Source organism: Bradyrhizobium sp. WD16 (assembly GCF_024181725.1).
GTDB lineage: Bacteria > Pseudomonadota > Alphaproteobacteria > Rhizobiales > Xanthobacteraceae > Bradyrhizobium_A.
The window spans coordinates 2,814,283-2,839,947 of sequence record NZ_CP028908.1 but is presented as its reverse complement, the minus strand read 5'-3'; the positions used below and the strand labels follow the sequence as shown (position 1 = coordinate 2,839,947).

The window sequence follows — 25,665 nt, the reverse complement described above, 5'->3', positions numbered from 1 at the left end:
AGAGAATATCGTGCAGCCCGATGCTGAAACGGCATCGCATCGGCGATCATAACGCCTTGCGCAACGCCAAGTGCCATTCAAACCATTGATTCTGAAAGACTTCCAGAGATCAAGCGCCGGCGGCGCGCTCCGCCGCCTCGCGGTTGCGCAGCTCCTCGCCGAGCAATTGCAGCAGCAGGTCGAGGGTCGACGGCAGTGCCCGGCCAGCGCGGACGTAGATGCCCAGATCGCACCAGATCGGCCCGCCGGCGTCGAGCGGGACATGGACCAGTCGTTTCTCGTCGATCAGCCGCTCGAGACCGACCCGGGTCTGGAAGGCGAGGCCGATGCCGCGCTCGGCAAGTTCGCGCATCAGTTCGATCGACGAGGAGCGGACCGCCGGTTGCACGTGGCGCGACAGCCGCGCCATGGCCGGCGCCAGCAATTGGGCGATCGAGAGATCTCCGCTCGGCATGATGACGGGGTAGTCGAAGCAGGCCGAAAGGCCGACCTTGTCGCGACCGGCGAGCGGATGGTCTGGCGCGACCACGGCGCCGAGGCGAAAACGCGCCACGGCGACCTGGCGCAACTCGCTCTGGCGCGGCAGCGAGAAGGCGATGCCGACATCTGCATCCCCCTCGGCGATCGCCTTGGGGATCGCGAAGGAGCCCATCGGATCGGCACTGATCGTCACCCGCGGGGTGCGCTCCCGCAGCCGTCCGATCACCGCCGGCAGCAGCGCGCCGCAGACGCCTTCCACCGCGGCCACCGAGACGTGGCCGATGCGTGCTCCCTTGAGTCCCTCGATGTCGGAGCGGGCCCGCTCCAGATCCTGCAGCACCACCAGGACGTGGCGCGCCAGGGCCTCGCCGGCGGAGGTCAGCCTGATGCCACTGGCCAAGCGCTCGAACAGCGGCGTGCCGACCTCCGCCTCGAGCTTGAGGATCTGCCGATTCACCGCCGAGGAGGCGACGTTGAGACGGCGCGCCGCCTCGCGGATCGAGCCGGCGCGACGGACCGCATCGAAATAGAGGATGGCAGCGGCGTGGATGCGCAACGAAGGACCCTTCAGGCTGGGGACGGTGTCGCAAATTGGCACGCGGCCACGTTAACAGCCACTGTGGGATGCCGGTGCTGCCCGGCTGGACGTTAACGGATTTTAAAGATATCGCTGCTCCCGGCCGTCTTCATGGGCGGCTTGGGATTGGACTTGAGGCATTACGCATGGTTGGGCAGATCGCACCGGTTGGCCAGCGGCTGGGAATCCGGCTGCTGATCCTGACGGCCCTCGCGAGTCTCGCCGCCGGCTGCGCCGGACCGCAGGCCTCAACCGATGGGGCATCGGGCCCCATGGCGGCGATGGCCTCGGTCTCCACGGTGTCCGCCTCGAACGCCCAGACCATCGCCTTCGAATCCATCGACGGACCGCCGCCGCAGGTCTTCGAGCGTTTCGTGCGCGTCATCGACAGCGAATCCCAGGCCCGCAATGTCAGCGTGGTCTCGCGCAATGCCGCCCCCGGATACCGCATCCGCGGCTATCTCTCGGCCCAGCTCCGTGGCGGCAAGACCGTCATCGCATGGGTCTGGGACGTCTATGACAGCAACCAGCAGCGGGCGCTGCGGCTGACCGGCGAAGAGCCTGCCGGCAAAGCCGGGCGCGACGCCTGGGCCGCCGCCGACGATCAGCTGCTGCGCCGGATTGCCCAGTCCGGGCTGATTTCCCTGTCCGGCCTCGTCAATGGAACCGCGCCGCCCGAGGAGCCGTCGTTGCCGGCCAGTGGCGGGCCGGCAATCGCCAGCCTCGCGGTGGGGGACGGCGGCGACGCCACCGCGAACGGCGGTGCCCTCGCCTTCAGCGCGCATTAACCTCGCAGCGCCGAGCTGCCATGCACGCGCTTGCATTTGCGTAGGAAAAACCGGTTCCGCGTATTGCCAGCCGGACGGCCTCCTTGCTATCTCCTCGCTCGCTCGGCACCGGCCGGGCCAGCGAAGCCGCCATCCCTGCGAGCCTTTTGAATGTTGAAATCGGTCGCCACCATGACACGAGGAGAAGCGTCGATGTCGGCGAAAAACGGCGCCATCAAGCTCGTGGCGGGCAACTCCAATCCCGCGCTCGCCGAGGCCATCGCGGCCTGGCTCGGGCTGCCGCTCACCAAGGCCATCGTCCGGCGTTTCGCCGACATGGAAGTCTTCGTCGAGATCCAGGAGAACGTCCGCGGTACCGACGTCTTCGTGATCCAGTCGACCTCCTATCCGGCCAACGACCACCTGATGGAGCTCCTGATCATCACCGACGCGCTGCGACGCGCCTCGGCGCGCCGCATCACCGCGGTGATCCCCTATTTCGGCTATGCCCGCCAGGACCGCAAAGCCGGCCCGCGCACGCCGATCTCCGCCAAGCTGGTCGCCAACCTGATCACCCACGCCGGCGCCGATCGCGTCATGACGCTCGACCTGCATGCCGGTCAGATCCAGGGCTTCTTCGACATCCCCACCGACAATCTCTACGCTTCGCCGGTGATGGTGCGCGACATCAAGGAGCGCTTCGATCTCAGCAACATCATGGTGGTGTCGCCGGACGTCGGCGGCGTGGTCCGCGCCCGCGGTCTCGCCAAGCGCATCAACGCCCCGCTCGCCATCATCGACAAGCGGCGCGAGCGCGCCGGCGAATCCGAAGTGATGAATGTCATCGGCGACGTCGAGGGCTATACCTGCATCCTGATCGACGACATCGTCGATTCCGGCGGCACGCTGGTGAATGCCGCCGACGCGTTGCTCGCCAACGGCGCCAAGGAAGTCTACGCCTACATCACCCATGGCGTGCTGTCGGGCGGCGCCACCGCGCGCGTCGCCTCCTCCAAGCTCAAGGAGCTGGTGATCACCGATTCGATCCAGCCGACCGAGGCGGTGCGCGTCGCGCACAACATCCGCGTGGTCTCGATCGCCAGCCTGATCGGCGACGCCATCGGCCGCACCGCGGCCGAGGAATCGGTCTCCAGCCTGTTCGACTAGTGTCCCGTCTCCGAATTACCGCTCCATTTGCCTCATGCTCGCACGGTCATTCGGAGACATCGGGACACTAGCAAAATCAAAAAGCTAGTGTGGCTTATGTCTCGCAATTGCCTACGAGAGACTGGCCGCAAAGGCGGTAGGCAATTGCGAGACGCCACGCTAGGCGCGTCCTTCCCGCGACTTCGCCGACAGCAAACTCAGCGCTTGGCGAGCGTGTGCAGGATATCGTTTGGCGGCAGCGGCGGGCCTCCGGCGCGCCACCACGCTTGCGACCGCTCCCGGAGTTCTCCGGGCGTCAAGCCGAACTTTCTGCGGAAAGCCCGTACGAACGTGGAGTCGCTACTGAACTGCAGATCGACCGCCAGGTCGATCAGCCGGATGTCGCGCGCCTGCGGTGCAATCAGTCGCCGCATCGCGAGATTGAGCCGCTGCTCCTGCACATAGCTGGCGAGGCCGCCTTCAGGGACGAACATCCGGTAAAGGCTCGCCCGCGATAGGCCGAAGCGGCGGCAGAGATCGTCGGCGCCAAGCGTCTCGGTGTCGAGATGGGCATCGACATAGCGCTTGATCATGGCGAGAAAGAGCTGGCGATCGCTCCGCTCCACCGTGCCATCGGTCTGCGCGGCGCTTCCCACTGCGCGGGTGACGAGATCGGCGACGGCCTCGACCCGGGCGGCGGCATCCTCACCGGCGGAACGCTGCCACAATGCAGCGTGGGCATCCGCAAGCCGCGACGGCGGCGCGTCGCCGCGCGACAGCAGCGTCGCTGTCGCGGAATCCGGGTGTGCCAGCCGCGGCGCGAGAACGGCACGTGGCAGGATCGCCGCCCGAAGCCGGGACCGGCGGCCGGGTCCCTCGATCAATGTGGTGTGGTTGGGCTGCGCCATGTCGATGAGGCCGATATCTCCCGGCCGCAGGGTCAGCGCGCGCCGCCCGGAGCTGAACTCCATCTCGCCGTCGATGCACAGGGTGACCTGATAATGATCGAGGCCGCCGCGGGCGATATGCCCAGCGGTCCGGTCGTAGCGCAGTCCCGTCGCGACCGTGTCGACGAGCAAAGCACTGCCGGCGGCGATCGCCACCGCCGAGAGATCCGATGAGATTTCGAAATCGTCTTCAGCGGTGAGCGGGATAACATCGCAGATATCGACCGTCGCCTCGCGAAACGCCTTCAACGCCTCCGCGCCGCGATTGCCGCCCTCTCTCGCCGCTCCATCGCTCACAACCAGGCCTCGTCGGCATCACCCGCGATAAGGCGAAGCCTTAGCGGACCGGATTCCCGCGGCGGCGAGCTGCAAGCCGAGGTTGATCTCCGATTTGTAGCCATCGGACCATCCCCCGGCAAGCGGCGTCGGGATGACTTGGCGACGTGAGGTGCCGGTCGCACCTCAAGACCAGGCACCTCACTGTGCCTTCCTTGCACCAGCCCGCCTGAGATGAGCCCGCTGAGACGCTGGGCACATCGGGCCGCCCGGCGGCCTGCTATTGCTCCGCTTGCAACATTCGCATTTCGTTTCGGCGGGCGTGTTCGCGAATATTGGAAGCGAAGCACCGCGAACAACATCAACACGATAGCCCTCGGCCATCTATGTCGGCTCGCGCAGCGTAGTGGAACGAACGTAATGACAAGCGACATTCGGCCCCCATGCTTCGATCGCCGCCGCAACTGGACCTCGAGCGCCGGCTTGGCCGGGCTGATGCTGCGCGGCAAGCTCGGCTACGGCCATGACCGGATCGGCGATCCGGCGCCCGCCGCGGCCTTCCAGGCGCCGCCCGGCGCGAGCTTCGTCGTCACCCGGGCAGCGCCGGCGCGCTATACACGGTGAGCCGGATGCTGCCGCCCCGCCCTTCACTCCATTCCCGCCACCACCTGATTGCCGAGATAATCGAGGCTCGAGAGCGTACGCAGACACGCCTGCGCCACGTCGATGCCGCGCTGGCCAAAATGCTCGCGGAAGTAATCGAACTGCGAGGCCTGGTCGTGGAACTGCTCCGGCGTCAGGACCGCCGAGAAGATCGGGATCTCGGTCTGGAGCTGCACCTGCATCAGCGCGTTGACCACCGTGCTGGCGATGAAGGCATGGCGAAACACCGGACTGTCGACCACGAGCGCAGCAGCGACGATGGCGGTGAAGCGGCCCGTCTTGGCGAGCAGCTGGGCGTGCAGCGGAATCTCATAGGCGCCGGGCACTTCGAACACGCTGACGCTCGTCGCGGCGAGGCCGTTGGCCACCACCTCGCCGATGAAGGCCGCACGGCAGGCCGCAACCAGCTCGGGATGACGGGCCGACTGGATGAAGGCGATGCGATGCGGTCGTGCAAAGCGGATCGGCGGCGAAGCCGACGTCGCGGCGGAAGCGTCGGATGGAGGGGTCGCAGACATGGGCGGGTGACTCCGGCAAAGGACCAGATCGACCGACCTCGTCCCGGAACTCGATGAAAAACTATGCAGAAGCGGCGGCGGCGGCGCAAGCGCCGAGGCCGCCGCAACTCCGGGCGGGCGCGCCGCAATCCGATTCCGTTTCGTTCTCACCGCCTCCTCCATGCCGGAGCTGTGGACGGTGGTCCCTTTCGCTGTGGACGGGATTCACCTCCGGTTGCGCCATCGGCGCAAATCACTGATCAATTCGTCGGCGCAGGTTGCCCCGCCGGGCGGCATCCAGATCCTCGGATCGACCCAGGCGGCGGCTGACTGCGACGTCAACGCGCGAATTCCCGGCGTCTTGTATTCGGCTTGCGCATCATCGGTACAAGGCAGGGCTCATTCGCATGTCCCAACTGGACATCTCCATCGATTCCCGGACCAACCCGATCACCGTGATCGAGGAGATCGCCGCCTTCAACGACTGGACCTTCGAGCGCTCCGGCGCCGATGAAGTCACCATTCTGACGAAGGGAGCCTGGACCGATTACGAGCTCTCCTTCACCTGGATGGGCGAGATCGAGGCGCTGCACCTCGCCTGCGCCTTCGACATGAAGATTCCGGATGGCCGCAAGGCGGAAGTGCAGCGTCTGATCGCGGCGGTCAACGAGCAGTTGTGGGTCGGCCATTTCGACCTGTGGACGAGCTCCGGCCTCGTGATGTACCGTCAGGCCCTGATGCTGCCGAACGGCATCGTGGCCTCGGAGGCGCAATGCGAGGCGATGTTCGCCGCCGCCCTGCAGTCCTGCGAGCGCTATTACCCCGCCTTTCAGTTCGTGGTCTGGGCCGGCAAGACGGCGTCCGAAGCGATGAGCGCTGCGCTGTTCGACACCGCGGGCGAAGCCTGATCCCGTGACGATGCCGCAGCCGCCGCGGCTGGTCGTCGTCGAAACCGCACAAGAGGCGGATCGTCACGCCATCGTCGAAGCGCTGGTCGCCTATAACGACGCAGCCGCAGGCCGGCCGTCAGGCTTTTCGCCCGTCGCCATCCTGTTCAAGCACCCCGCCAACGAGGCGACCATCGGCGGCATCTGGGGCAAGATCACCTACGACTGGCTGTTCATCGAACTGCTGGTGGTGCCGCAGGCCTGGCGCAAACAGGGTCTCGGCACGAAGTTGATCGCCGCCGCCGAGGACCTGGCACGCTCACGCGGCTGCCGCGGCATCTGGCTTGATACCTTCGCCTTCCAGGCGCCGGAGTTCTACCGGCGCAACGGCTTTGCCGAATGTGGCCGTATCGACGACCACCCGCGCGGGGCATGCCGGTATTTCTTCAAGAAGGACCTCGTCTGAGGCAGCGGCGTCGCTGGACATCGCCGCGCCCCACGGGTGATATGGGTCGGCGCAACGCTCTCTTGCAGGATTTCAGTCATGACTTCGACGCCCGCCCCCGCCGCCCTTGCGGGTGTTTCCGGTCCCCTGGTGCTGGCCGGCGCCGGCAAGATGGGTGGTGCCATGCTCGCCGGCTGGCTGGCGGGCGGCCTCGATCCCAACGTCGTGACCGTCATCGAACCGACCCCGTCCGAGGACATCCGTGCCCTCGCCGCCCGCGGCGTGCGGCTCAATTCGGGCGACACTGCCATCGCCGAGGTGCTGGTGCTGGCGATCAAGCCGCAGATGTTCACCAAAGCCAGCGCGGCGCTGCGCGCCTTCGTCGGGCCATCGACGCTGGTGGTGTCGATCATGGCCGGCAAGCCGATCGCGGCGATCGCGGCAGGCTGCGGCGGCGACGTCGTCCGTGCCATGCCCAATACCCCCGCCGCCATCGGCCGCGGCATGACGGTGGCGGTGGCGGCGCGAGAGGTGAGCGCCGCCCAGCGCGCGCTCAGCGACGCGCTGCTGCGCGCCACCGGCAGCGTCGAATGGGTCGATGACGAAGCGCTGATGGACGCGGTCACGGCGGTGTCGGGCTCGGGCCCGGCCTATGTCTTCCTGCTGGCGGAAGAGCTCGCCAAGGCCGGTGTCGCCGCGGGGCTGCCGCCGCAACTCGCCGCGACCCTGGCGCGGGAGACCGTCGCCGGCGCCGGCGAACTGCTGCATCGTTCCGATCTCGACGCCGCGGTATTGCGCCAGAACGTCACTTCACCGGGCGGCACCACCGCCGCGGCCCTCAACGTGCTGATGGCTGCCGACGCCATGCCGAGGATCATGATCGAGGCGATCGCGGCGGCAACGAAGCGCTCGCGCGAACTCGCCGGGTGAATGAAAGACCGAGGACAGCAACTCAATTCTGCAGTCAACTCGGATCGGATTTTGAACCGTCGCCCTTCGAGGCTCGCCGTCAAGAGCCGCTCGCGACGGCCTTGCTTCCGCTCGGCCTGCTCGGGCACGGCTCGCTCCTCAGGATGACGGGATACAAGCCCGTCGCGCTCGTCCAATAGCGGCGCGCATGCCGCACATGATTCGATATGCCGGCCCGTCCGAGCGCAGCGCATGTCCGATGAAATACCGGGTCAGACCGGAATCCGCACCGTCGCGCGCAGGCCGCCGAGCGGACTGTCGCCGAGCATGATGTCGCCGCCATGGGAGCGGGCGATGTCGCGGGCGATGGCGAGGCCGAGGCCGGTGCCGCCCTCGTCCTGGTTGCGGGCATCATCGAGCCGCAGGAAAGGCTTGAACACCTCCTCACGCATCGTCGGCGGAATGCCCGGGCCATCGTCATCGATGCTGATGCTGAGATAGCGATGATCGCGGTGGCCGGTGATGGCGATGGTGTCGGCATAGCGCGCCGCATTGGACACCAGATTGGCGAGGCAGCGCTTGAAGGCGGCCGGCTTCACCGTGACCATCGGCTGCCCGTGGAACACGACGGTGGCGGCGTGGCCGTGGCGCTCGGCATCGCAACGCAGTTCCTCGAGCGCCGCCTTCATGTCGGTCGGTTGCGCCTGCTCGCCGCTGTCGCCCCGGGCGAAGGCGAGATAGGCCTCGAGCATCGCATTCATCTCGTCGACGTCCTTGCGCATCGCCTCGACTTCGGGACTGTCGCCGATCAGCGCCAGTTCGAGCTTGAAGCGGGTCAGGATGGTGCGCAGGTCGTGGGAGACGCCGGCCAGCATCGCCGTGCGCTGCTCGATGCTGCGCTCGATGCGGGTCTTCATCTCGAAAAAGGCCTGGGCGGCGCGACGGACCTCGCGGGCGCCGCGCGGCCGGAAATCGGGCTGATCGCGGCCCTTGCCGAAGCTTTCGGCGGCATCGGCGAGCCGCAGGATCGGCTTGATCTGGTTGCGCAGGAACAGCACCGCGACGATCAGGAGGATCGACGAGGTGCCGAGCATCCAGAAGATGAAGATCTCCGAATTGGAGGCATAGGCGGCGCTGCGGCGGGCGAAGATCCGCATCACCGCGTCGTCGAGCTTGATGCGGATCTCCACCAGCGACGAGCGCCCCACGGTGTCGATCCAGAACGGCTTGCCGATCTGGTGGCTGAGCTGCACCGACAGGGTCTGGTCGAGCAGCGAGAAGAAGGGCTTCGGTCCCGGCGGCGGCATATCGCCGAGGGGAAGGAAATCCACCACCAGCCCGAGCCGCTCCTGGGCGATGCGGCGCAGCTGGGTGCGATCCTTGTCCTGGGGATAGACCTTGTAGACATCGATCAGCGCCGCGATGTCCTGTACCACGGCCGCCGAGAGGTGGCGCGTCACCGTGTTCCAGTGCCGCTCCATGAACACGAAGGCGACCACCGACTGCAGGATCACCATCGGCACGATGATGATGAGCAGCGCCCGGGCATAGAGCCCCTTCGGCATCACGTTCTTGAAACGCGTGCCCATCCAGCCGCTCGCATCGGAGACGCGCTGCGACGCCGTGCGGATCAGCGTCAGGCCGGTGTCGAGGGTGCTCATGGGCGATCGGCTCAGGGCGAGGCGACGAGCCGGTAGCCGATGCCGCGCACCGCCTGCAGGAAGAGCGGGTTGGCGGGATCGATCTCGATCTTGCGGCGCAGGCGGTTGATCTGGACGTCGACGGCACGCTCGTTGACGGTGCCGTTGCCGGTCAGCGCGCCGCGCGGCACGGTCTCACCCGGCGTCGCGGCGAGGACGCGCAGCATGTCGCGCTCGCGGTCGGTGAGCTTGAGGATCTCCTCGCCCTGGCGCAATTCGCCGCGTTCGAGATGATAGATATAGGGCCCGAACACCACCTCTTCGATCACCTGGGCGGGAGCCGGCGCCGTACGCTTGAGGATGTTGGCGATGCGCAGCACCAGTTCGCGCGGCTCGAACGGCTTGGCAACGTAGTCGTCGGCGCCGATCTGCAGGCCTTCGATCCGCGCTTCGGCCTCGTCGCGGGCGGTGAGCATGATGATCGGCACCAGCGAGGCGGCACGCAGCGAGCGCGCAAGGTCGAAACCGGTTTCGCCCGGCATCATGACGTCGAGGATCAACAGGTCGAAATGCAGCCCGGCGAGCTTGGAACGCGCATCGGCGGCGCTCGCCGCGGTCGTGACGCGATAACCCTCGTTGGCGAGGAAGCGCGACAGCAGGTCCCTGATGCGGCGATCGTCGTCGACCAGCAGCAGGTGCGCGGCGTCGTCCGACGGCCGGGCCCGGGCGTGCGCGACGCCGGCCGACGCAGAAGCCGTCTCAATTCCCATGGCTCACCTCCCCCACGGCTGATCGCCGATGGCTCGTGTTCACTGGCTCACCTCGTCTCCTTCGTCGCCGCCTTTTTCTCAGCGAGAATGATTTCGAGCACCTTGTCCGGATCGTCACGGTCGATCATGGCGCGCAGAAAGGCGCGCAGCGATTCTCCCTCCCCCGGCCCGACCGCGGCGAGCGCCCGCTCGATGCGCGTGGTCTGCAGCGCCGCCAGCCGCGCCACAAGCGCTTGGCCCTTGGGCGTGGCGAATAAAAGGCGCTGGCGCCGATCGGCGGCACCGGACTTCTGGACGATATAGCCTTCGTCGAGCAGTTGCTTGAGCACCCTTCCAAGCGACTGCTTGGTGATTCGCAGCACGTCGAGCAGATCGGCGACCTTCAGCCCCGGGTAGCGCGTGACGAAATGCACCACCCGGTGGTGGGCACGGCCAAAACCGAAGGCCTGCAGCACATGATCGGCATCGCCGACGAAGTCGCGGTAGGCAAAGAACAACAGCTCGATGATGTCCCAGCGCTGCTCTTCGGCCTCGGCGGCCGCGGAACCGTCCCTGGAGCCGGCCAGATCCGGCGTGAAATTTACGTCAGACATATTGACATATTTCGGTTTCAAAGTTACAAAAACGCGTCTCGCCACGAAATATTAGAATATTTCACAGGCATCCAGACGCGACGCGCTCCAGGCAGACCGCACCGGGCGGACGGAAAATCCCCCGATTTTTCGGTGCCCCGATTGTCCGCCAGCGCGCCGGGAAACATACTGGACTTCGGATGTTCCCGCAAAAGTGGGCCATCCCTGGCCCTGTTGGATCAAATCGGCCGTGCGCCTGTCGAAAGAGGACCTGCGCGCACAATCGGGCCACGCGTGACCGGGAGAAGAGCAATGGGTGTTTCGTTCGACAAAATCGATGGTGTCATCTGGTTCGACGGCAAGCTGGTGCCGTGGGGCGACGCCAACGTCCATGTCCTCACCCATGGCCTGCATTACGGCAGCTGCGTGTTCGAGGGCGAGCGCGCCTATGGCGGCAAGATCTTCAAGAGCACCGAGCATTCCGAGCGGCTGAGGGCCTCCGCCAACATTCTCGATTTCGATATCCCGTACTCGGCCGCCGAGATCGACGCCGCCAAGCAGCTCGTGCTGGAAAAGAACGGCCAGACCGACGCCTATGTCCGGCCCGTCGCCTGGCGCGGCTCGGAGATGATGGGCGTGTCGGCCCAGTCCAACACCATTCACCTTGCCATCGCCTGCTGGTCGTGGCCGAGTTATTTTGACCCGGCCGAGCGGCTCAAGGGCATCCGCCTCGCGCTCGCCGAGTATCACCGCCCCGACCCGCGCACGATTCCGGCGATGGCCAAGGCGGCCGGCCTCTACATGATCTGCACCATCTCCAAGCACAAGGCGGAACGCGAGGGCTTCGCCGACGCCATGATGCTGGACTGGGAAGGGTACGTTGCCGAATGCACCGGCGCCAACATCTTCTTCGTCAAGGACGGCAAGCTGCACACTCCGATCGCCGACCGTTTTCTCGCCGGCATCACCCGGGCGACGGTGATCGACCTCGCCAAGCGGCGCGGCATCGAGGTGCTTGAACGCCGCATCAAGCCGGAAGAGCTGAGCGGCTTCTCGGAGTGCTTCATCACCGGCACCGCCGCCGAGGTCACCCCGGTGTCGCAGATCGCCAACTGGAGCTTCACCCCCGGCGCCATCACCCAGCAGCTGATGGAGGACTATACCGCCGAGGTGACGCCGAAGGGCACCAAGGCCGCGGCCTGACGGTCTGCGCCCGGCTGGAGCTTCCGCTCCATCCACTTCGAAAACGCCGGGCTCGCTGCCCGGCGTTTCCACGTTTTGCGATCCGTTTGCCGTTTCAGGTCACCAATCCGAGCCGCTCGCGGCCCAGCCAGCGCGTCATCAAAGCCGCGGCGACCGCGACGACCCCGGCCGCCAGCCCCATCCAGATGCCGACGCCGCCAAACCCGGCCGAAAAGGCGAGCAGCAGGCTCGACGACATCCCGACCCCCCAGTAGCCGGCCGCGGCATACACCATCAGCGCCCGGGTATCCTGCAGGCCGCGCAGCATGCCGGCGGCCGCCACCTGGATGCCGTCGGCGATCTGGAACACAGCCGCCCACATCAGGAAGGCCACCGCGAGATCGGTGACGCCGGCATTGCCGCGGTCGCCGAGATCGATGAACACCCCGATCAGCGACCGCGGCAGCAGCACCATCATCGCGCTCATCACCGCCATGAAGGCGACGGCAAGGCCAAAGGCGGTCCAGCCGGCACGGGTGACCCCTTCGACATCGTCGGCGCCGCGGGCGAGGCCAACCCGCACGGTGGCGGCCTGGCCGATGCCGAGCGGCACCATGAAGGTCATCGTGGCGATCTGCAGGACGATGGCGTGGGCGGCGATGGCGACGGTATCGAGCCAGCCCATGAAGAACGCCGCGGCATTGAAGACCGTGACTTCGAAGGCAAGCGATGCCCCGATCGGCAACCCGAGCCGCCACAGCGCCGAAAGGCGCGGCAGGTCGCTCCGCCACCATCGCCCGAACAGGCGGTAGCGGCGAAAGCGCGGATGGAAGGCGACGATACCGGCGAAGCTGACGAACATGAAGGTGTTGGAGAGCGCCGTGGCTAGCCCCGAGCCGCGCAAGCCGAGCGCCGGCAAGCCGAGATGGCCAAACACCAGGATCCAGTTGGCGGCGATATTGAACAGGATGGCCGCGGCGGTCACCACCATGGCCCAGACCGGCCGCTCGATCACCGAGACGAAGGCGCGCAGCACGACGAAGCCGAGCGCCGGCAGCACGCCCCACTGCAGCAGGCGCAGGAAGGATTGCGCTTCCGCAGCGAGCCGCGGCGCCTGCCCCAGCGCGAGCAGCACCGCCTCGCTGTTCCAGAGCAGGAGCCAGCACGGCAGCGCGATCAGCACCGCCGACCACAACCCCTGGCGGAAGGTGCGGCGGAGCTCGCGCAGGCTGTGCAGCTTGCGGCCAAGCGCCGTCGCCATCATCGGCGAGGTCGCGGTGACGAGGCCGGTGGCGAACAGCAACGGACCGAGATAGAGATTGACGCCCAGCGTGCCGGCGGCGAGCTCATTGGCGCCGAGCCGGCCGATGACGATGACATCCGTCGTCGTCAGCACGGTCTGGGCGAGATTTCCCAGGACCAGCGGCCAGGCGAGCGCCAGCGAGGCGCGCAATTCATCGCGCCAGGCCACGCGGACGGCCGCATTCGATGGGACAAACAGCATTGAAACCTCGCATCAGTGGCGAGGTGCGACGGTCAGAACACCTCGGCCGGCAGCCAGAACACCTCGCCCTCGGAATCCTCGGTGTCGAGCCAGAGGAAGGGCAGTTCAGGGAATGCGGCCTCGACGTTGTCGCGACCGCGGCCAACCTCGCACAGCAGCCCCCCCTCGGGCGTGAGATAGCGTCCTGCTTCGGCGAGGATCCGGCGCACCACGTCGAGACCGTCAGGACCTGCCTCGAAAGCCATTGCCGGCTCATGACGGCATTCCTGCGGCAGGCCGGCCATGCCTTCGGCATCGACGTAAGGCGGATTGCTGATGATCAGGTCGTAGCGCGCGCCCTCGGGCAGCGGCGCGAACAGGTCACCTTGGTAGAGCGTCACCGCTTCGTCGAGGCCGTGCTCGGCGACATTTCGCCGCGCGACCGCCAGCGCATCCTTCGAGAGTTCCACCGCGTCGACGTGGGCGTTGGGAAAATGCCTGGCGGCAAGGATGGCAAGACAGGCCGAGCCGGTGCACAGGTCCAGCACCCGCGTCACCTCGGCGGGGTCGCCGAGCAGCGACTGCTGTTCGCCGAAATGGCTGTCGAGCAGCTCGCCGATGAAGGAGCGCGGGACGATGACCCGCTCGTCCACGTAGAACGGCAATCCGCGCATGTAGATCTTGTTGACCAGATAGGCCGCCGGCTTGCGTGTCTGCACCCGCGTCTCGATCAGCGCCATCACCCTGGCGCTCTCATCAACAGTGAGCCGCGCGGTCGCGAAAGGCTCGAACTGGTCGGGATGGAGGTGGAGCGCCTCGCTCACCAGGAAGGCGGCTTCCGCCACCGGATCGGTGGTGCCGTGGGCGAACGCCAGCCGCGCCTCGTTGAAGCGGCTCACGGCAAAGCGCATGTGATCGAGCAGGCTGACGAGACCCGCTCCAGACGTGGCCGTCATCGATGCGGTCGACGTCGCAACAGTCGAGATCCTGCGGCCGGAAGTGTTGTTGAGCGACTTCTTGTCGCGCGAAGGTTTGCCAGCCGGCATCCCGGCGGTCTTGCTGCCGGCAGCCTTGCTACCAGAAGCCTTGCTACCAGAACTCTTGGCACCAGAAGTCTTGACACCAGAAGTCCTGGCTGCCTCGCGCCTGCGAGGAGCCGCTTTCGCCGTCACGCGCTTCGCCATCACGATCTCCAGCGCGTCAGCGCCTCGTCATCGCGCGCGTGGGCCTCCACCCAGCGCGCCCCCTCGGCGCGTTCCTCGGATTTCCAGAACGGCGCATTGGCCTTGAGATAATCCATCAGGAATTCGGCTCCGTGAAAGGCCGCCTGGCGGTGTGCCGAGGCGGTGAGCACCAGGACGATATTGTCGCCCGGCACGAGGCGGCCGTGGCGGTGGATCACGGTGACCGCGGTGAGCGGCCAGCGCACCAGCGCCTCGTCGACATGGCGGCGGATTTCCGCCTCGGCCATGCCGGGATAATGCTCGAGCGTCATGGCAGTAATCGCCTCCGCGCCCTCGCCTTTCCGGCACAGGCCGACGAAAGACACCACCGCGCCGATGTCGCTGCGCCCGGCAGTAAGCGCCGCGATCTCGCGGGCGACGTCGAAATCCTCGCGCTGCAGGCGAATGGTGACAGGCGCGGTCGCTGCGCTGGGCGGTGCCGACACGGCTCAGCCCCCGGTCATCGGCGGGAAAAAGGCAATCTCGCGGGCGCCGGCGATCACGGCCTCCGGTTTGACGTGCACCTGATCGATCGCCGCGCGCACCACCGGGCGTTCGAAGGCGCGCTCATACTCCTCGCCGCGGCTCCTGAGCCATCGCATCAGCTCGCCGACCGTCCGCACCGACGGCGGCGGCTCGACGATCTCCTCGGCCTTGCCGATGCGCTCGCGGACCCAGGCGAAATAGAGAACCTTCATGAGTGCTGAACCTTCATGAGTCCTCGGCGATGAGGTGGTGAATGCCGGCGCGGAAATAATCCCAGCCGGTGTAGAGCGTCACCAGCGCCGAGATCCACAACAGCGCGAGGCCGATCGGCGTCACGATCGGAATCACCTGATCGCCGGCATCGCCCGCCAGGAGAAAACCGATGGCGACCAGTTGCGCGGTGGTCTTCCACTTGGCAAGCCGCGTCACCGGAACGCTGACGCGCAAGCCGGCAAGGTATTCGCGCAGGCCCGAAACCAGGATCTCGCGGCAGAGGATGACGATGGCGGCCCATAGCGTCCAGCCGTGGATGATGCCGTCGGCGGCGAGCATCAGCAGGCAGGAGGCGACCAGAAGCTTGTCGGCGATCGGATCGAGCATCCGGCCGAATGCCGACTGCTGGTCCCAGATCCGGGCATAATAACCGTCGAGAAAATCGGTCACGGCCGCAGCGATGAAAACGGCGAGCGCCACCCACCGCAGCCAGAGCGGCCCCTGGAGGATCGACTGCGCATAGATGCAGCCGACAACGACCGGCACTGCAACGATCCGGGAATAGGTGAGCAGGTTGGGCAGCGAGAAGGAATGCCTCGCCGAACCTCTGCCCGTCACGCTGTCCATATGCATTCCAAGTGCCTAGTTCTCGTTCATGTCGCCCGGTTCAACCCGCCCGATCGGGCGCGCTCACTTCCACCCGCCCCCGGACGGTCCGCCGCAGACGCCCGGCCCCCCGGGGCGTCGCCGGGCAGAGATAGCGCCATTTGCCGCCGGCGCAAAGCGCGGGGCGGCCGTTTCCTTCGGCTTTCGCCAGCCCGGCGACGGCCCCCGGGTCCGGCGATTGACCGGCGTTTCGCTTGGCCTTTCATTTCGACTGGGCATGAAAGAATTCGAAGATCCGGCGGGCGCCTTCGGCGCTGATGCCCGGAACCTTGCCGAGATCGGCGATGGAGGCGCGCTCGATCTCCTTCAGGGTGCCGAAATGATGCAGCAGCGCCCGCTTGCGCGACGGACCGATGCCGGGAATTTCCTGCAGGCCGGCCTCGCGGATGTCCTTCTTGCGCAGATTGCGATGCGATCCGATGACGAAGCGATGGGCTTCGTCACGCATCCGCTGGATGAAATAGAGCACCGGATCGCGCGGCTCGAGCTTGATCGACGGACGGTCGGGAAAGAACAGCGTCTCGCGGCCGGCATCGCGATCGGGGCCCTTGGCCACCGCGATCAGCGCCACGTCCTTGACGCCGAGCCGGTCCATCACCTCATGCGCCGCATTGAGCTGGCCCAAGCCGCCGTCGATGACGACGAGATCGGGCCGCTGCGGCACGATGTCGTCGGCCTCGCTGCGCGCGCCGTCGCCCGCCGGCGCCTCCGCCAGCAATCGCTTGAAGCGCCTCTCCAGCACCTCTCGCATCATCGCGTAGTCGTCGCCGGGGGTGAGGCCCTCGGCGCGGATGTTGAACTTGCGGTACTGGTTCTTGATGAAGCCGTCGGTGCCGGCGACGATCATCGCCCCGACCGCATTGGTGCCCTGGATGTGGCTGTTGTCGTAGACCTCGATGCGGCGCGGCGTATGCGGCAGGTGCAGCGTGGCGCCGAGCTGCTCCAGCAGCCGCGACTGGGTGACGGTGTCGGCGAGTTTGCGCCCGAGCGCCTCGCGCGCATTGGTCAGCGCATGGCCGATGAGGTCCTTCTTCTCGCCGCGCTGGGGCACGTTGACCTCGACCTTGACGCCGGCCTTGGTCGAGAGCGCGTCCGAGAGCAGCGCGCGATCCTCGATGTCGTGCGACAGCAGCACGAGACGCGGCGGCGGCTTGTCGTCGTAGAACTGGGTGACGAAGGCGCCGAGCACATCGCCGGGTCCAAGCGACTTGTCGGCGCGAGGAAAATAGGCGCGATTGCCCCAGTTCTGGCCGGTGCGGAAGAAGAATACCTCGACGCAGGAATAGCCGCCCTCCTGATGGATGGCGAAGACGTCGGCCTCGTCCACCGTGCGCGGATTGATGCCCTGCTGCGACTGGATCGCCGAGAGCGCGGCGAGGCGGTCGCGATAGAGCGCGGCGCGCTCGAATTCCAGTTCGGCGGACGCCTTCTCCATCTCGGCGGCGAGCAGTTCCTTCACCGCCCGGCTCTTGCCGGACAGGAAATCGGTCGCCTCTCGCACCAGCTCGCTGTAGCCGGTGAAATCGATCTCCTGCGTGCAAGGGCCGGCGCAGCGCTTGATCTGGTAGAGCAGACAGGGGCGCGTCCGGCTCTCGAAGAAGGAATCAGTGCAGGAGCGAACCAGGAAGGCACGCTGCAGGGCGGTGATGGTGCGGTTGACCGCGCCGACCGAGGCGAAGGGGCCGAAATAGCGGCCCGGCCGAGTGTGGGCGCCGCGATGCTTGAGGATCTGCGGCGCCCAGTGATCGCCGGTAATCAGGATATAGGGGAACGACTTGTCGTCGCGCAGCAGCACGTTGAAGCGCGGCCGGAGCTGCTTGATGAGATTGGCTTCGAGCAGCAGCGCCTCGGTCTCGGTGGGGGTGGAGACGATTTCCACCGCCACCGTGGCCGCGATCATCCGCACGATCCGCCCCGGATGGCCGGTCGGCCGCGTGTAGGAGGCGAGGCGCTTGCGGACGTTCTTCGCCTTGCCGACATAGAGCACGTCCTGCGCGGCATTGAGCATGCGATAGACGCCCGGCGCGGTAGGCGCGAAGCGCACGGCGCGGGCGATCGCGGCCCGTCCGACCGCCAGGGGCCCCTCGGCCGCAGGCTCATCGCCCTCCTCGACCGCCTCGGGCAGCCGCGGCTCCTCATCTTCCTCGCCGCCGCCGGCGGCGAGGTCGATCGCCTGGGGCGGCAAATCGCCGGGGACGGGCGTCGCGGCAGAGACCGGTCCGGTGGTGGCCGGTTCGGCAGCATCAGGTTTCGAATGAGGCGTGCGTTCAGTGTCGGTCATGTCGTCGTCCGGCCGCGGCGTGCCGGGTGTTCGGGCCCCTCACCACGCCCGTCTCGCCGCAGCGATCGAGACTTCCAAGGGCGCCCTAATGAGTCAGTCGGGGTGGCAGTCAAGGCTCAGTCAATGCGCGATCAAGGGTCATATGGGAAGCCACCCCGCCGCTGGCGACGAGGAAGCTGGATCGCCGGCCCCGGAGACGTAGTTCCAACCGCCGATCGGTCCGCCATTAAGGTCTCGTTAACGACAGCACTGTGGCGCCGGTGCTCCTTAAGACCCGCTTAACATAAAGATCTCGATAAATCCGGCATATCCGGTTGGGGATTTCCTAACCCTGTGCAGTTCCCGCGGCCTTCTCGTTTTTGCCGCGGAGCGCCAGCAGTTCGCGTGTGTAGTCGGAGAGTACCATGAACAAGGCGATCCTCGGTGCAGCAATAGTGGCGACGCTCGGCGCGATGACATCGGCCCGCGCGGCGGACCTGTCGTATCGCCCCGCCCAGCCCTACACCGTCAACCAGCCCCTGAACGCCTTCAGCTGGGCCGGCCCCTATCTCGGCGGCAATCTCGGTTATGCCTGGGGCAGCGTCAGCAACAACGCGACCAAGCCGTCGGGCATCGCCGGCGGCGCCCAGATCGGCTACAATTGGCAGACTGGCCAGTGGGTCTACGGTGTCGAAGGCGACATCCAGGCCAGCGGCGCCGAGGACCGCTTCGCAGGCTGGAAGTTCTCCAACCCGTGGTTCGGCACCATTCGCGGCCGCTTCGGCTTTGCCCTGAACAACATCCTCGTCTACGGCACCGGTGGTCTTGCCTTCGGCGCGCTCGATGCCGACCTCCTCGGCCGCACCGAGAGCCATACCACAGCGGGCTGGACGTTGGGCGCGGGCGCCGAAGTCGGCTTGACTCCGAACTGGTCGGCCAAGGTCGAGTATCTCTATGTCGACCTCTCGACGCAGAACTTCACGCTCACCGGCGCCAGCAACGGCTACCACTTCGGCCTGCTGCGGCTCGGCGCGAACTACCATTTCTGATCGGGAAACGCCGTCGCCGGCATCGCCGGCGCCGTCATTCCAACCGGCACGTTGCGCTCCGACCCGGCCGGCCACGCCAAGGGAGCACGCCGTGCCGGCCGCAGATGAGCCGCGGGACGGGCTGCGAAGTGATGCGACTGCTGTGATGTCGCGGGTTTGATGGTGCAGGTGCGATGTAGAGGCGTGAATCGAGGAGGTGCAGTGGAGGGCGAGATCGACGTCTATCGGCCTCCATTCGGCGACGATCACCAAACAAATCGGCGCGAACCGTCGCGAATATCACAGTCGCGACTACAACTCGCGGAGACAACCGACCCTGCCGAGGGCCGCGATAGCGGTCCAGCCATGCAGTGGGGGCACGCCACCGCCACACCAAAACGCGACGCCGTCAGTTCATCCTGAAGCGGAACCAGCAAGACCCGCGCTCAGGACACCACGAGATCAACCGCCTTCGGGCCCTTGCCCTTCTTGTCCGGCTCGACTTCGAACGTGATGCGCTGTCCTTCCTTCAAATCCTTCAGGCCGGCGCGCTCGACCGCCGTAATGTGCACGAACACATCACGACCGCCGTCATCCGGCTTGATGAAGCCGTAGCCGCGCTCGCCGTTGAAGAATTTGACGGTACCCGTCATGGCCATCGGGCAACTCCTCTCCCGCAATGCTTCCGCCTCCGCGACCGCAGAGGTGCGCGAACGGACATCACGTCCGGAAAGCATTGCCGGCAAGGTCGCCCCTGCGACGCGGCGGACCGCGGCCCTAGCGTCGCCTGAAGGACCTCACGAGGCCTCGTCACTCCGCCGCCCCCATTCGCGGAAGCGGAACGTAAAGCCCGTCCTCACGTGACGAGCATAATACGGTTCCATGCAAATTGGCTATGGCTCAATTGCAATATTGCGCCAGCGAACAAAACCGCCCTGCAGCGGATCTCCACGCCCTGGATTCGGCCCGCGGTTGACCTGACAGCCGTCCATTTAAACCTTCGGAGCGTCCAGACGGAACCGGGCGGCGCCACCCTGGCCCAGAGGCTTTTCGAGTTCGGGCAGAATGCGCTTGAGATCCCCGGCGAGGATGTAGGGCGGATTGACGATGAGCAGGCCGGCCGAGGTCAACCGCCCGTCGGAGGACTGCGGCGCCACGCTGAATTCCAGCCGCATCATCTTGCCGGCTGCACCATTGGCCGCTGCGGTGTCAGCAACCGCAGCGGCGAGCGCGTCGGTGGCCCGACGATCCTTGGCGGGATACCACAGCGCAAAAATCCCGGTGGGCCAGCGCGCGAAAGCGGTGGCAAAGCCCGTGGCCAGACGGCTGAATTCGTCGCTGGCCTCGAACGGCGGATCGACCAGCACGAGGCCGCGCCGCTCCTTGGGCGGGACGAAGGCGCCGATTGCGGTCCAGCCGTCGAGATCGACCACCCGGCCCTGCTCGTCGCGGCGCAGCGCGGCAATGAGCTGCTTGCGGGCATTGGGCTCGACCTCGCAGGCGACCAGCCGGTCCTGAGGTCGGAGCAACGCACGGGCGATCAGCGGCGAGCCCGGATAGGTCTCGAGCTTGCCCGGCGGATTAAAGGCCCGCACGATGTCGAGATAGGGCGCGAGCAGCTCCTGCACCGCAGGCGACAGCCGTGCCTGATAGAGCCGCGCGATGCCGGTCAACCATTCGCCGCCACGCTGCGCCTCCGCCCCGGTGAGGTCGTAGCGGCCGGCACCGGCATGACTGTCGATGACGCGGAAGGCCGCCGGCTTTTCCTGCAGGTAGAGCAGGATACGCACCAGCACGATGTGCTTGATGACATCGGCAAAATTGCCGGCGTGAAACGCGTGACGATAGTTCATGCCGGGGCCCAATTGTTGGCGAGCGCGCCCTTGTCGGACACCGCGCCCTTGTCGGACAAAGAGGCCGCGCGATCAACCGCGCCCATGGCAGAGCCGGACCACCGTCCGGCGTCGCCGACCGCGCCGGCTGATCTCGCAGTGGTCTCGGCCCGACGAGGTTTCAGCCGCCGCGCACCGGCGGCATTTCGATCTTGTCGCGCCGGCACGCCCGGCGGTCGATCTCCTCGCAGGCCCGGAACTGGAGGTCCTTGTTCAGGCACAGGCGCACTTCGCTCAGCCGCTTGCTGTCGCAGGTCACCGTGACTGCGGCATTGCTCAGCCCCGGATTGGCCTTGACGAAAGCCTCCTCCACCTCGGCCGGCGTGACCTCACGCGTCTCGGTCAGCTGGAGGAATTCGGCCGGAATCTTCACCGCGGCACGGGCCTTTCGCACCGTCTCGAAATAGGCTTTCGCCGAGACACCCGAGCAGGTGCCGTGCTTGTCCCATTCGCTGAAGATCAGGCCGGGGGCCGGCATCAGGTCGAGCATGGAACTGACGATGTTGCGATCGAGCCGCGGCGCCGGCCGCTGGCAGTAATTGGGGAAGCCACGATCATATTGCGGCCACAGCCCGTGGACGACGAAGGAATATGGCCTGCCGCCGCACTGCATCTGCTGGTTGCGCCCGTTGGCGCCCCGCTCGCTCGCGGTCTCGCAATAGGACGGCGACCACGACAGCGACAGCACGTAGAAGTCGAACTCTCCCGGCGTATTCTGCCGGCTGTCCTGGGCCGACGCCGCCCCCGACCCGGCGACACCCGCCAGCAGCGACAGCGCAATGATGAGGACGGCCCGCGACCAGAATGACATCAGACGCGAGAGCGGACGTGCCGCAAAACGTGATCGAGAACCAGCCGATCGAACAGCGATCATGTAAAGAGCAGTCATGGCAATACCCCTGCTACGCATGGAAACGTCGTCAGGTTAGCACCACCATACGAACGTTACAAGAACAAAACACAACCTAAACAAGAACAGATGACCTCAGGCGGATCTCGTTCAGGGGCGGGCAGCCTTGCAGGCCGGCTGATAGGCCCAGTTGCGGTCAAGGCCGACGACGCAGAATTCGATGCCGGCGCCATAGCCGGCGAACCCGCCGTCCTCGATGATCGAATAATCCACGCGGCGCGGACGGCCGTCGCTCAGCATCGCGCGGGCGGTGCAGAAGCGGCGCGGAATCGAATCCGACGCCCAGGGACGAAATCCGAGTTCGCGGACGTCGGCGTAGCCGGTGATCTGCAGCGACGAATTCCAGAAGGTGCTTTCTTTGTCGGCGAATTGCAGGGCGACTGCGCCGAGCGCCGCCTGGCAGGGCGGCACGTCGCTGTCATAGCGCGGGCCCGACAGCCAGAAATTCATTTCCAGCGGATTGGCCGCCCTGGCGGGGACGCTGCCGGCGAGGATGGCGCCGAATGCAGCGGCAATGCAGAAGCCGCGGAGAAGCCTGGTAGGATTGCGCATGGACCGCCTCAAAATCGAATTGCGCCGGACGGTGCCGCGAAGGCGCGATGCGGTCAAGTGCAGCCTGGCCACACCGCCCATTTGTTGCGTTTTATCAACCCGCGACGCCTTCCAAGCCCGGCGGCCCGCCGTTAAGTTGGGCGGACTGACTGCTGGAAAGCTGGCCGATTCGGTCCCTGACCGGGGCGGGCCGGAATGGAGATGATGATGCGACGAGGAATGGCCGGAGCGGCCGCGGTGCTCGGTGTCGTGCTGGCCTGCGGCCCGGCGCGGGCGGACTGGGTACCGCCGTTCAAGGGCAACGACACCGGCGGGATCATTTCCTATTCCCTGGTCGGGCAAGCCGATGTCCGGGCAATGGCCGTGGATCATTGCGCGCGATACGGCAAGGTGGTGCGGCTGACCGGTGTGCAGGCCACCTATGGCGGCTATCTCTCCTTCGCCTGCATCTGGCCGCCGCCGGGACGGAGCGAACACACGCTGAGCGTGCGCTACTGATCGACAGCTGATCGACGTTGTCCGCTCCGATGGAAACGGAGCGGGAGGCGCCATTTTTCAAGCGATGTATTTTTCCTCCACGCCAAGCGGTGTCCGCCTGGCCACCACCGCCATGCCGAGATCGGCGGCGACTTCAATTCCGCCTATACGGTCAAGGTGGCGACGAAGATATCCGGCGACATCGTCATGCCCGGCAGCGTCAAAATGAACATCAAGGATCCGGAAGACCTCCGCGCCATGATCCGCAAGCCGTAAGGCAACGGCCGTCTTCGGCTGGCTAACCGCCGGCGAGGCGCTTCTCGAACCTCGCCACCTCGACGATGCCGCGGCGATGGGTGCCGTCGCCGATCTTGCGCTCGCCGTCGAAGGCGGCAACCTCGAACACCACGCTCAAGCCCTCGACCGCGATCACCTTCGCCGTGGCGCGGACCTCGCGGCCGACCGGTGTCGCGGCGAGATGGCGGATGTTGACCTCGGTGCCGACGCTGACGAAGCCCGGCGGCAGATGCGGCGCGATCGCCGAGGCCGACGCCGTCTCCATCGCCAGGATCATCATCGGCGTCGCGTAGACCTTCGGCATCGTCGGCACGAAATGCCCCACCGTGAGTTCGTCGGTGACGGTGACGCGCTCCTGCCCGCTCATGCCGACCGCGACTTTGTCGAGAACGCCCATGATGCGGCCCCGCTACTTCCTGGCCGCCCGTTCGGCGAAGGTCTCGCCGCCCTTCATCTTGTCGGTGAGCCTGGCCTCGACGATCTGGACGGTAACGACATCGGCGCTGACGCCGAGGTTGTTGACGAGCGCGGCGGTGATGTCGCGCATCATCGCCTTCTTCTGCGCGTCGGTGCGACCTTCGGCCATAAAAACCTGAACTTCGGGCATCGCGGCGTCTCCCTGTTGCGTGATCTCCGATTCTCAGTCAAACTCGTCAGGCATCAGCCCAGGGCACGTCATGACGCGCCAGCACCTCGCGCACCGCGCTGACGAGCTCGGCCTCGGCCACCGCGAACTGCGCCGGCCGCGCCGCGCGCCATTCCTCGTTGGAGGCGATCGCCGCCGCCGCCTTGGCGCCCTCGATCAGGTCCTTGATCTGCACTTCGCCGCGCGCCTTCTCGTCCGAGCCCTGGATGATGACGCAGGGCGCGTTGCGGCGATCGGCGTATTTGAGCTGATTGCCCATGTTCCTCGGGTTGCCGAGATAGAGCTCGGCGCGGATGTTCGCGCGGCGCAGCTCGGCGACCATGGCCTGATAATCGGCGAGGCGGTCGCGGTCGAACACCGTGACCACCACCGGACCGACGTCCGGCGCGGTGGCGAGCTTGCCGATCAGCGCCAGCGCGGCCTGCAGCCGCGACACGCCAATGGAGAAGCCGGTCGCCGGCACGACCTCACCGCGGAAGCGCGAGACGAGGCCATCGTAACGGCCGCCGCCGCCGACCGAACCGAAGCGCACCGGCCGCCCCTTCTCGTCCTTGGTGTCGAGCAGGAGTTCGACCTCGTAGACCGGCCCGGTGTAATATTCGAGCCCCCGAACCACCGAGGGATCGACGCGGATGCGGTCCTCGCCGTAACCGGCGCGCGTCACCAGATCGCGGATCTGCGTCAGCTCGGCGACGCCCTCGGCGCCGCGCGCGGTATCGGCCGCCGCCTTGCCCTCGGTGAAGGCGATCACTTTCTCGATCGCATCGGCCGGCAGGCCGGCGCCTTTGGTGAAATCGCCGCTGTCGTCCTTGCGGCCCTCGCCGAGCAGCAGGCGCACGCCGTCGGAGCCGAACTTGTCGAGCTTGTCGATGGCGCGCAGCACCGTCAGGCGCCGGCCGGCCTCGGCCTCGCCGCCGAGCCCGATCGATTCCAGGATGCCGTCGAGCAGCTTGCGGTTGTTGACCTTGACCACATAGGCGCCGCGCGGGATGCCGAGCGCCTCCATGGCGTCGGCGGCCATCATGCACATCTCGGCGTCGGCGGCCGGCGAGGCCGATCCGACCGTATCGGCGTCGAACTGCATGAACTGGCGGAAGCGGCCCGGGCCCGGCTTCTCGTTGCGGAAGACATAGCCGGCGCGGAAGCTGCGATAGGGTTTCGGCAGGGTGTCGAAATTCTCGGCGACATAGCGCGCCAGCGGCGCGGTGAGATCATAGCGCAGGCTGATCCACTGCTCGTCGTCGTCCTGGAACGAGAACACGCCCTCGTTGGGCCGGTCCTGGTCGGGGAGGAACTTGCCGAGCGCATCGGTATATTCCATCGCCGGCGTCTCCACCGGCTCGAAACCGTAGAGCTCATAGACCTTCTGGATGGTGGCGAGCATGGCCCGCGTGGCGGCGAGTTCGGCCGGGCCGCGATCGGCCAGCCCCCGCGGCAGCCGGGCCTTGAGTTTCTGGGGCTTCTTCGGTTTCTCGGACATCGCTCGCTTTGAATCGGATGGTTTCGTCGGTCGGGACGGGTGCGCCCCGGGTTAGCAGCCGCGCTCCTGGCCGGCAAGCAGTCGGCCGGTTTCGGAAGGACCCGGCTGCAGGAGCGGCAGGGCGGCCATGCGCCCGCCGACGGCGCGGCGGCCAAAAATCACAGTCGCCGAGATTTTCGCAGGGCCATCAAACTGGTAGGGTCGGGTTGCGTTCCAGGCGCGAATTCCCCCCGGATGTCACCCCGGGATCTCGCCTCCCGGATCTCGCCAGCCGGACCGCCGTCCCGATCTTCT

At 66.6% G+C, this 25,665-nt stretch carries 28 protein-coding genes; 9 read left to right on the top strand and 19 right to left on the bottom strand.

Going from position 1 to position 25,665, the window contains the following annotated elements; translation table 11 throughout:
* Nucleotides 1-109 precede the first annotated feature (109 nt).
* A complete protein-coding gene (locus DB459_RS13160) occupies nt 110-1,036 on the bottom strand; it encodes a LysR family transcriptional regulator (RefSeq protein ID WP_253713290.1) in 927 nt (308 codons plus the stop codon).
* 167 nt (nt 1,037-1,203) lie between these two features.
* Here DB459_RS13160 and DB459_RS13155 point away from each other — a divergent pair, with 167 nt between their 5' ends.
* Both DB459_RS13155 and DB459_RS13150 read left to right on the top strand, forming a co-directional pair.
* Nucleotides 1,204-1,845 carry a hypothetical protein gene (locus DB459_RS13155; protein ID WP_253713289.1) on the top strand — a complete coding sequence of 214 codons (642 nt, stop codon included), beginning with the start codon at nt 1,204-1,206 and terminating at the stop codon, nt 1,843-1,845.
* A gap of 192 nt (nt 1,846-2,037) precedes the next feature.
* Nucleotides 2,038-2,991: a ribose-phosphate pyrophosphokinase gene (locus DB459_RS13150; RefSeq protein ID WP_253713288.1), complete on the top strand. Its 954-nt coding sequence runs from the start codon at nt 2,038-2,040 to the stop codon at nt 2,989-2,991.
* A 197-nt stretch (nt 2,992-3,188) separates the two neighbouring features.
* On the opposite strand, the gene DB459_RS13145 is transcribed toward DB459_RS13150, so the two are convergent.
* The gene (locus DB459_RS13145) at nt 3,189-4,214 is read right to left on the bottom strand and encodes a helix-turn-helix domain-containing protein (protein WP_253713287.1); all 1,026 of its coding nucleotides are present in this window, start codon (nt 4,212-4,214) and stop codon (nt 3,189-3,191) included.
* Nucleotides 4,215-4,613: 399 nt separating this feature from the next.
* Here DB459_RS13145 and DB459_RS13140 point away from each other — a divergent pair, with 399 nt between their 5' ends.
* The gene (locus DB459_RS13140; RefSeq protein ID WP_253713286.1) at nt 4,614-4,817 is read left to right on the top strand and encodes a hypothetical protein; all 204 of its coding nucleotides are present in this window, start codon (nt 4,614-4,616) and stop codon (nt 4,815-4,817) included.
* Between the two features lie 23 nt (nt 4,818-4,840).
* Here DB459_RS13140 and DB459_RS13135 read toward each other — a convergent pair whose 3' ends face one another.
* Nucleotides 4,841-5,374 carry a 6,7-dimethyl-8-ribityllumazine synthase gene (locus tag DB459_RS13135; RefSeq protein ID WP_253713285.1) on the bottom strand — a complete coding sequence of 178 codons (534 nt, stop codon included), beginning with the start codon at nt 5,372-5,374 and terminating at the stop codon, nt 4,841-4,843.
* Nucleotides 5,375-5,760: 386 nt separating this feature from the next.
* Between DB459_RS13135 and DB459_RS13130 the strand changes: the two genes are divergently transcribed.
* The 3 genes from DB459_RS13130 to proC all read left to right on the top strand — a co-directional run bounded on the left by DB459_RS13130 (nt 5,761) and on the right by proC (nt 7,615).
* Nucleotides 5,761-6,261, top strand: coding sequence for a YbjN domain-containing protein (locus DB459_RS13130; protein WP_253713284.1), 501 nt, complete (start codon nt 5,761-5,763; stop codon nt 6,259-6,261).
* Nucleotides 6,262-6,271: 10 nt separating this feature from the next.
* The gene (locus DB459_RS13125; protein ID WP_253713549.1) at nt 6,272-6,706 is read left to right on the top strand and encodes an N-acetyltransferase; all 435 of its coding nucleotides are present in this window, start codon (nt 6,272-6,274) and stop codon (nt 6,704-6,706) included.
* 78 nt (nt 6,707-6,784) lie between these two features.
* Entirely contained in the window at nt 6,785-7,615 is an 831-nt protein-coding gene (gene proC / locus DB459_RS13120; RefSeq protein WP_253713283.1) for a pyrroline-5-carboxylate reductase, read from the top strand.
* A 251-nt stretch (nt 7,616-7,866) separates the two neighbouring features.
* Here the strand turns inward: proC and DB459_RS13115 are convergent, their stop codons facing one another.
* The 3 genes from DB459_RS13115 to DB459_RS13105 are packed head-to-tail and all read right to left on the bottom strand — an operon-like array spanning nt 7,867 to nt 10,597.
* Nucleotides 7,867-9,255, bottom strand: a complete 1,389-nt coding sequence (locus DB459_RS13115; protein ID WP_253713282.1) for an ATP-binding protein — start codon at nt 9,253-9,255, stop codon at nt 7,867-7,869.
* 11 nt (nt 9,256-9,266) lie between these two features.
* Nucleotides 9,267-10,004 carry a response regulator gene (locus tag DB459_RS13110; protein ID WP_253713281.1) on the bottom strand — a complete coding sequence of 246 codons (738 nt, stop codon included), beginning with the start codon at nt 10,002-10,004 and terminating at the stop codon, nt 9,267-9,269.
* Nucleotides 10,005-10,051: 47 nt separating this feature from the next.
* Nucleotides 10,052-10,597 carry a MarR family winged helix-turn-helix transcriptional regulator gene (locus DB459_RS13105; RefSeq protein ID WP_253713280.1) on the bottom strand — a complete coding sequence of 182 codons (546 nt, stop codon included), beginning with the start codon at nt 10,595-10,597 and terminating at the stop codon, nt 10,052-10,054.
* A gap of 291 nt (nt 10,598-10,888) precedes the next feature.
* On the opposite strand from DB459_RS13105, the gene DB459_RS13100 reads away from it, so the two are divergent.
* On the top strand, nt 10,889-11,779 hold the full coding sequence (locus DB459_RS13100; RefSeq protein ID WP_253713279.1) for a branched-chain amino acid aminotransferase: 891 nt from the start codon (nt 10,889-10,891) through the stop codon (nt 11,777-11,779).
* Nucleotides 11,780-11,873: 94 nt separating this feature from the next.
* Here the strand turns inward: DB459_RS13100 and DB459_RS13095 are convergent, their stop codons facing one another.
* The 6 genes from DB459_RS13095 to uvrC all read right to left on the bottom strand — a co-directional run bounded on the left by DB459_RS13095 (nt 11,874) and on the right by uvrC (nt 18,110).
* On the bottom strand, nt 11,874-13,262 hold the full coding sequence (locus DB459_RS13095) for an MATE family efflux transporter (RefSeq protein ID WP_253713278.1): 1,389 nt from the start codon (nt 13,260-13,262) through the stop codon (nt 11,874-11,876).
* Between the two features lie 32 nt (nt 13,263-13,294).
* Complete coding sequence (gene prmB / locus DB459_RS13090) at nt 13,295-14,197, bottom strand: 50S ribosomal protein L3 N(5)-glutamine methyltransferase (RefSeq protein ID WP_253713277.1); 903 nt, start codon at nt 14,195-14,197, stop codon at nt 13,295-13,297.
* 227 nt (nt 14,198-14,424) lie between these two features.
* Nucleotides 14,425-14,910 carry a molybdenum cofactor biosynthesis protein MoaE gene (locus DB459_RS13085; protein WP_253713276.1) on the bottom strand — a complete coding sequence of 162 codons (486 nt, stop codon included), beginning with the start codon at nt 14,908-14,910 and terminating at the stop codon, nt 14,425-14,427.
* A gap of 3 nt (nt 14,911-14,913) precedes the next feature.
* Nucleotides 14,914-15,162 (bottom strand): molybdopterin converting factor subunit 1, encoded by a 249-nt coding sequence (gene moaD / locus DB459_RS13080; protein ID WP_253713275.1) that lies wholly within the window; start codon nt 15,160-15,162, stop codon nt 14,914-14,916.
* Between the two features lie 13 nt (nt 15,163-15,175).
* Nucleotides 15,176-15,790 carry a CDP-diacylglycerol--glycerol-3-phosphate 3-phosphatidyltransferase gene (gene pgsA, locus DB459_RS13075; RefSeq protein WP_253713274.1) on the bottom strand — a complete coding sequence of 205 codons (615 nt, stop codon included), beginning with the start codon at nt 15,788-15,790 and terminating at the stop codon, nt 15,176-15,178.
* A 241-nt stretch (nt 15,791-16,031) separates the two neighbouring features.
* Nucleotides 16,032-18,110, bottom strand: coding sequence for an excinuclease ABC subunit UvrC (uvrC, locus tag DB459_RS13070; RefSeq protein WP_371926945.1), 2,079 nt, complete (start codon nt 18,108-18,110; stop codon nt 16,032-16,034).
* 404 nt (nt 18,111-18,514) lie between these two features.
* On the opposite strand from uvrC, the gene DB459_RS13065 reads away from it, so the two are divergent.
* Entirely contained in the window at nt 18,515-19,138 is a 624-nt protein-coding gene (locus DB459_RS13065) for an outer membrane protein (RefSeq protein ID WP_253713273.1), read from the top strand.
* A 425-nt stretch (nt 19,139-19,563) separates the two neighbouring features.
* Here the strand turns inward: DB459_RS13065 and DB459_RS13060 are convergent, their stop codons facing one another.
* The 4 genes from DB459_RS13060 to DB459_RS13045 form a co-directional block, all read right to left on the bottom strand.
* Complete coding sequence (locus DB459_RS13060; protein WP_253713272.1) at nt 19,564-19,776, bottom strand: cold-shock protein; 213 nt, start codon at nt 19,774-19,776, stop codon at nt 19,564-19,566.
* Nucleotides 19,777-20,109: 333 nt separating this feature from the next.
* On the bottom strand, nt 20,110-20,970 hold the full coding sequence (locus DB459_RS13055) for a 23S rRNA (adenine(2030)-N(6))-methyltransferase RlmJ (RefSeq protein ID WP_253713271.1): 861 nt from the start codon (nt 20,968-20,970) through the stop codon (nt 20,110-20,112).
* Between the two features lie 160 nt (nt 20,971-21,130).
* Complete coding sequence (locus DB459_RS13050; protein ID WP_253713270.1) at nt 21,131-21,820, bottom strand: ribonuclease T2; 690 nt, start codon at nt 21,818-21,820, stop codon at nt 21,131-21,133.
* Nucleotides 21,821-22,009: 189 nt separating this feature from the next.
* Nucleotides 22,010-22,471, bottom strand: coding sequence for a hypothetical protein (locus DB459_RS13045; RefSeq protein WP_253713269.1), 462 nt, complete (start codon nt 22,469-22,471; stop codon nt 22,010-22,012).
* Nucleotides 22,472-22,678: 207 nt separating this feature from the next.
* On the opposite strand from DB459_RS13045, the gene DB459_RS13040 reads away from it, so the two are divergent.
* Nucleotides 22,679-22,969, top strand: coding sequence for a hypothetical protein (locus DB459_RS13040; protein ID WP_253713268.1), 291 nt, complete (start codon nt 22,679-22,681; stop codon nt 22,967-22,969).
* A 277-nt stretch (nt 22,970-23,246) separates the two neighbouring features.
* Here DB459_RS13040 and DB459_RS13035 read toward each other — a convergent pair whose 3' ends face one another.
* From DB459_RS13035 to hisS, 3 genes are read right to left on the bottom strand one after another with little or no spacing between them, the layout of a single operon-like run.
* The gene (locus DB459_RS13035; protein ID WP_253713267.1) at nt 23,247-23,642 is read right to left on the bottom strand and encodes a thioesterase family protein; all 396 of its coding nucleotides are present in this window, start codon (nt 23,640-23,642) and stop codon (nt 23,247-23,249) included.
* Between the two features lie 12 nt (nt 23,643-23,654).
* On the bottom strand, nt 23,655-23,852 hold the full coding sequence (locus tag DB459_RS13030) for a tautomerase family protein (protein WP_253713266.1): 198 nt from the start codon (nt 23,850-23,852) through the stop codon (nt 23,655-23,657).
* Between the two features lie 46 nt (nt 23,853-23,898).
* On the bottom strand, nt 23,899-25,371 hold the full coding sequence (gene hisS, locus DB459_RS13025; RefSeq protein ID WP_253713265.1) for a histidine--tRNA ligase: 1,473 nt from the start codon (nt 25,369-25,371) through the stop codon (nt 23,899-23,901).
* Nucleotides 25,372-25,665: the final 294 nt, after the last annotated feature.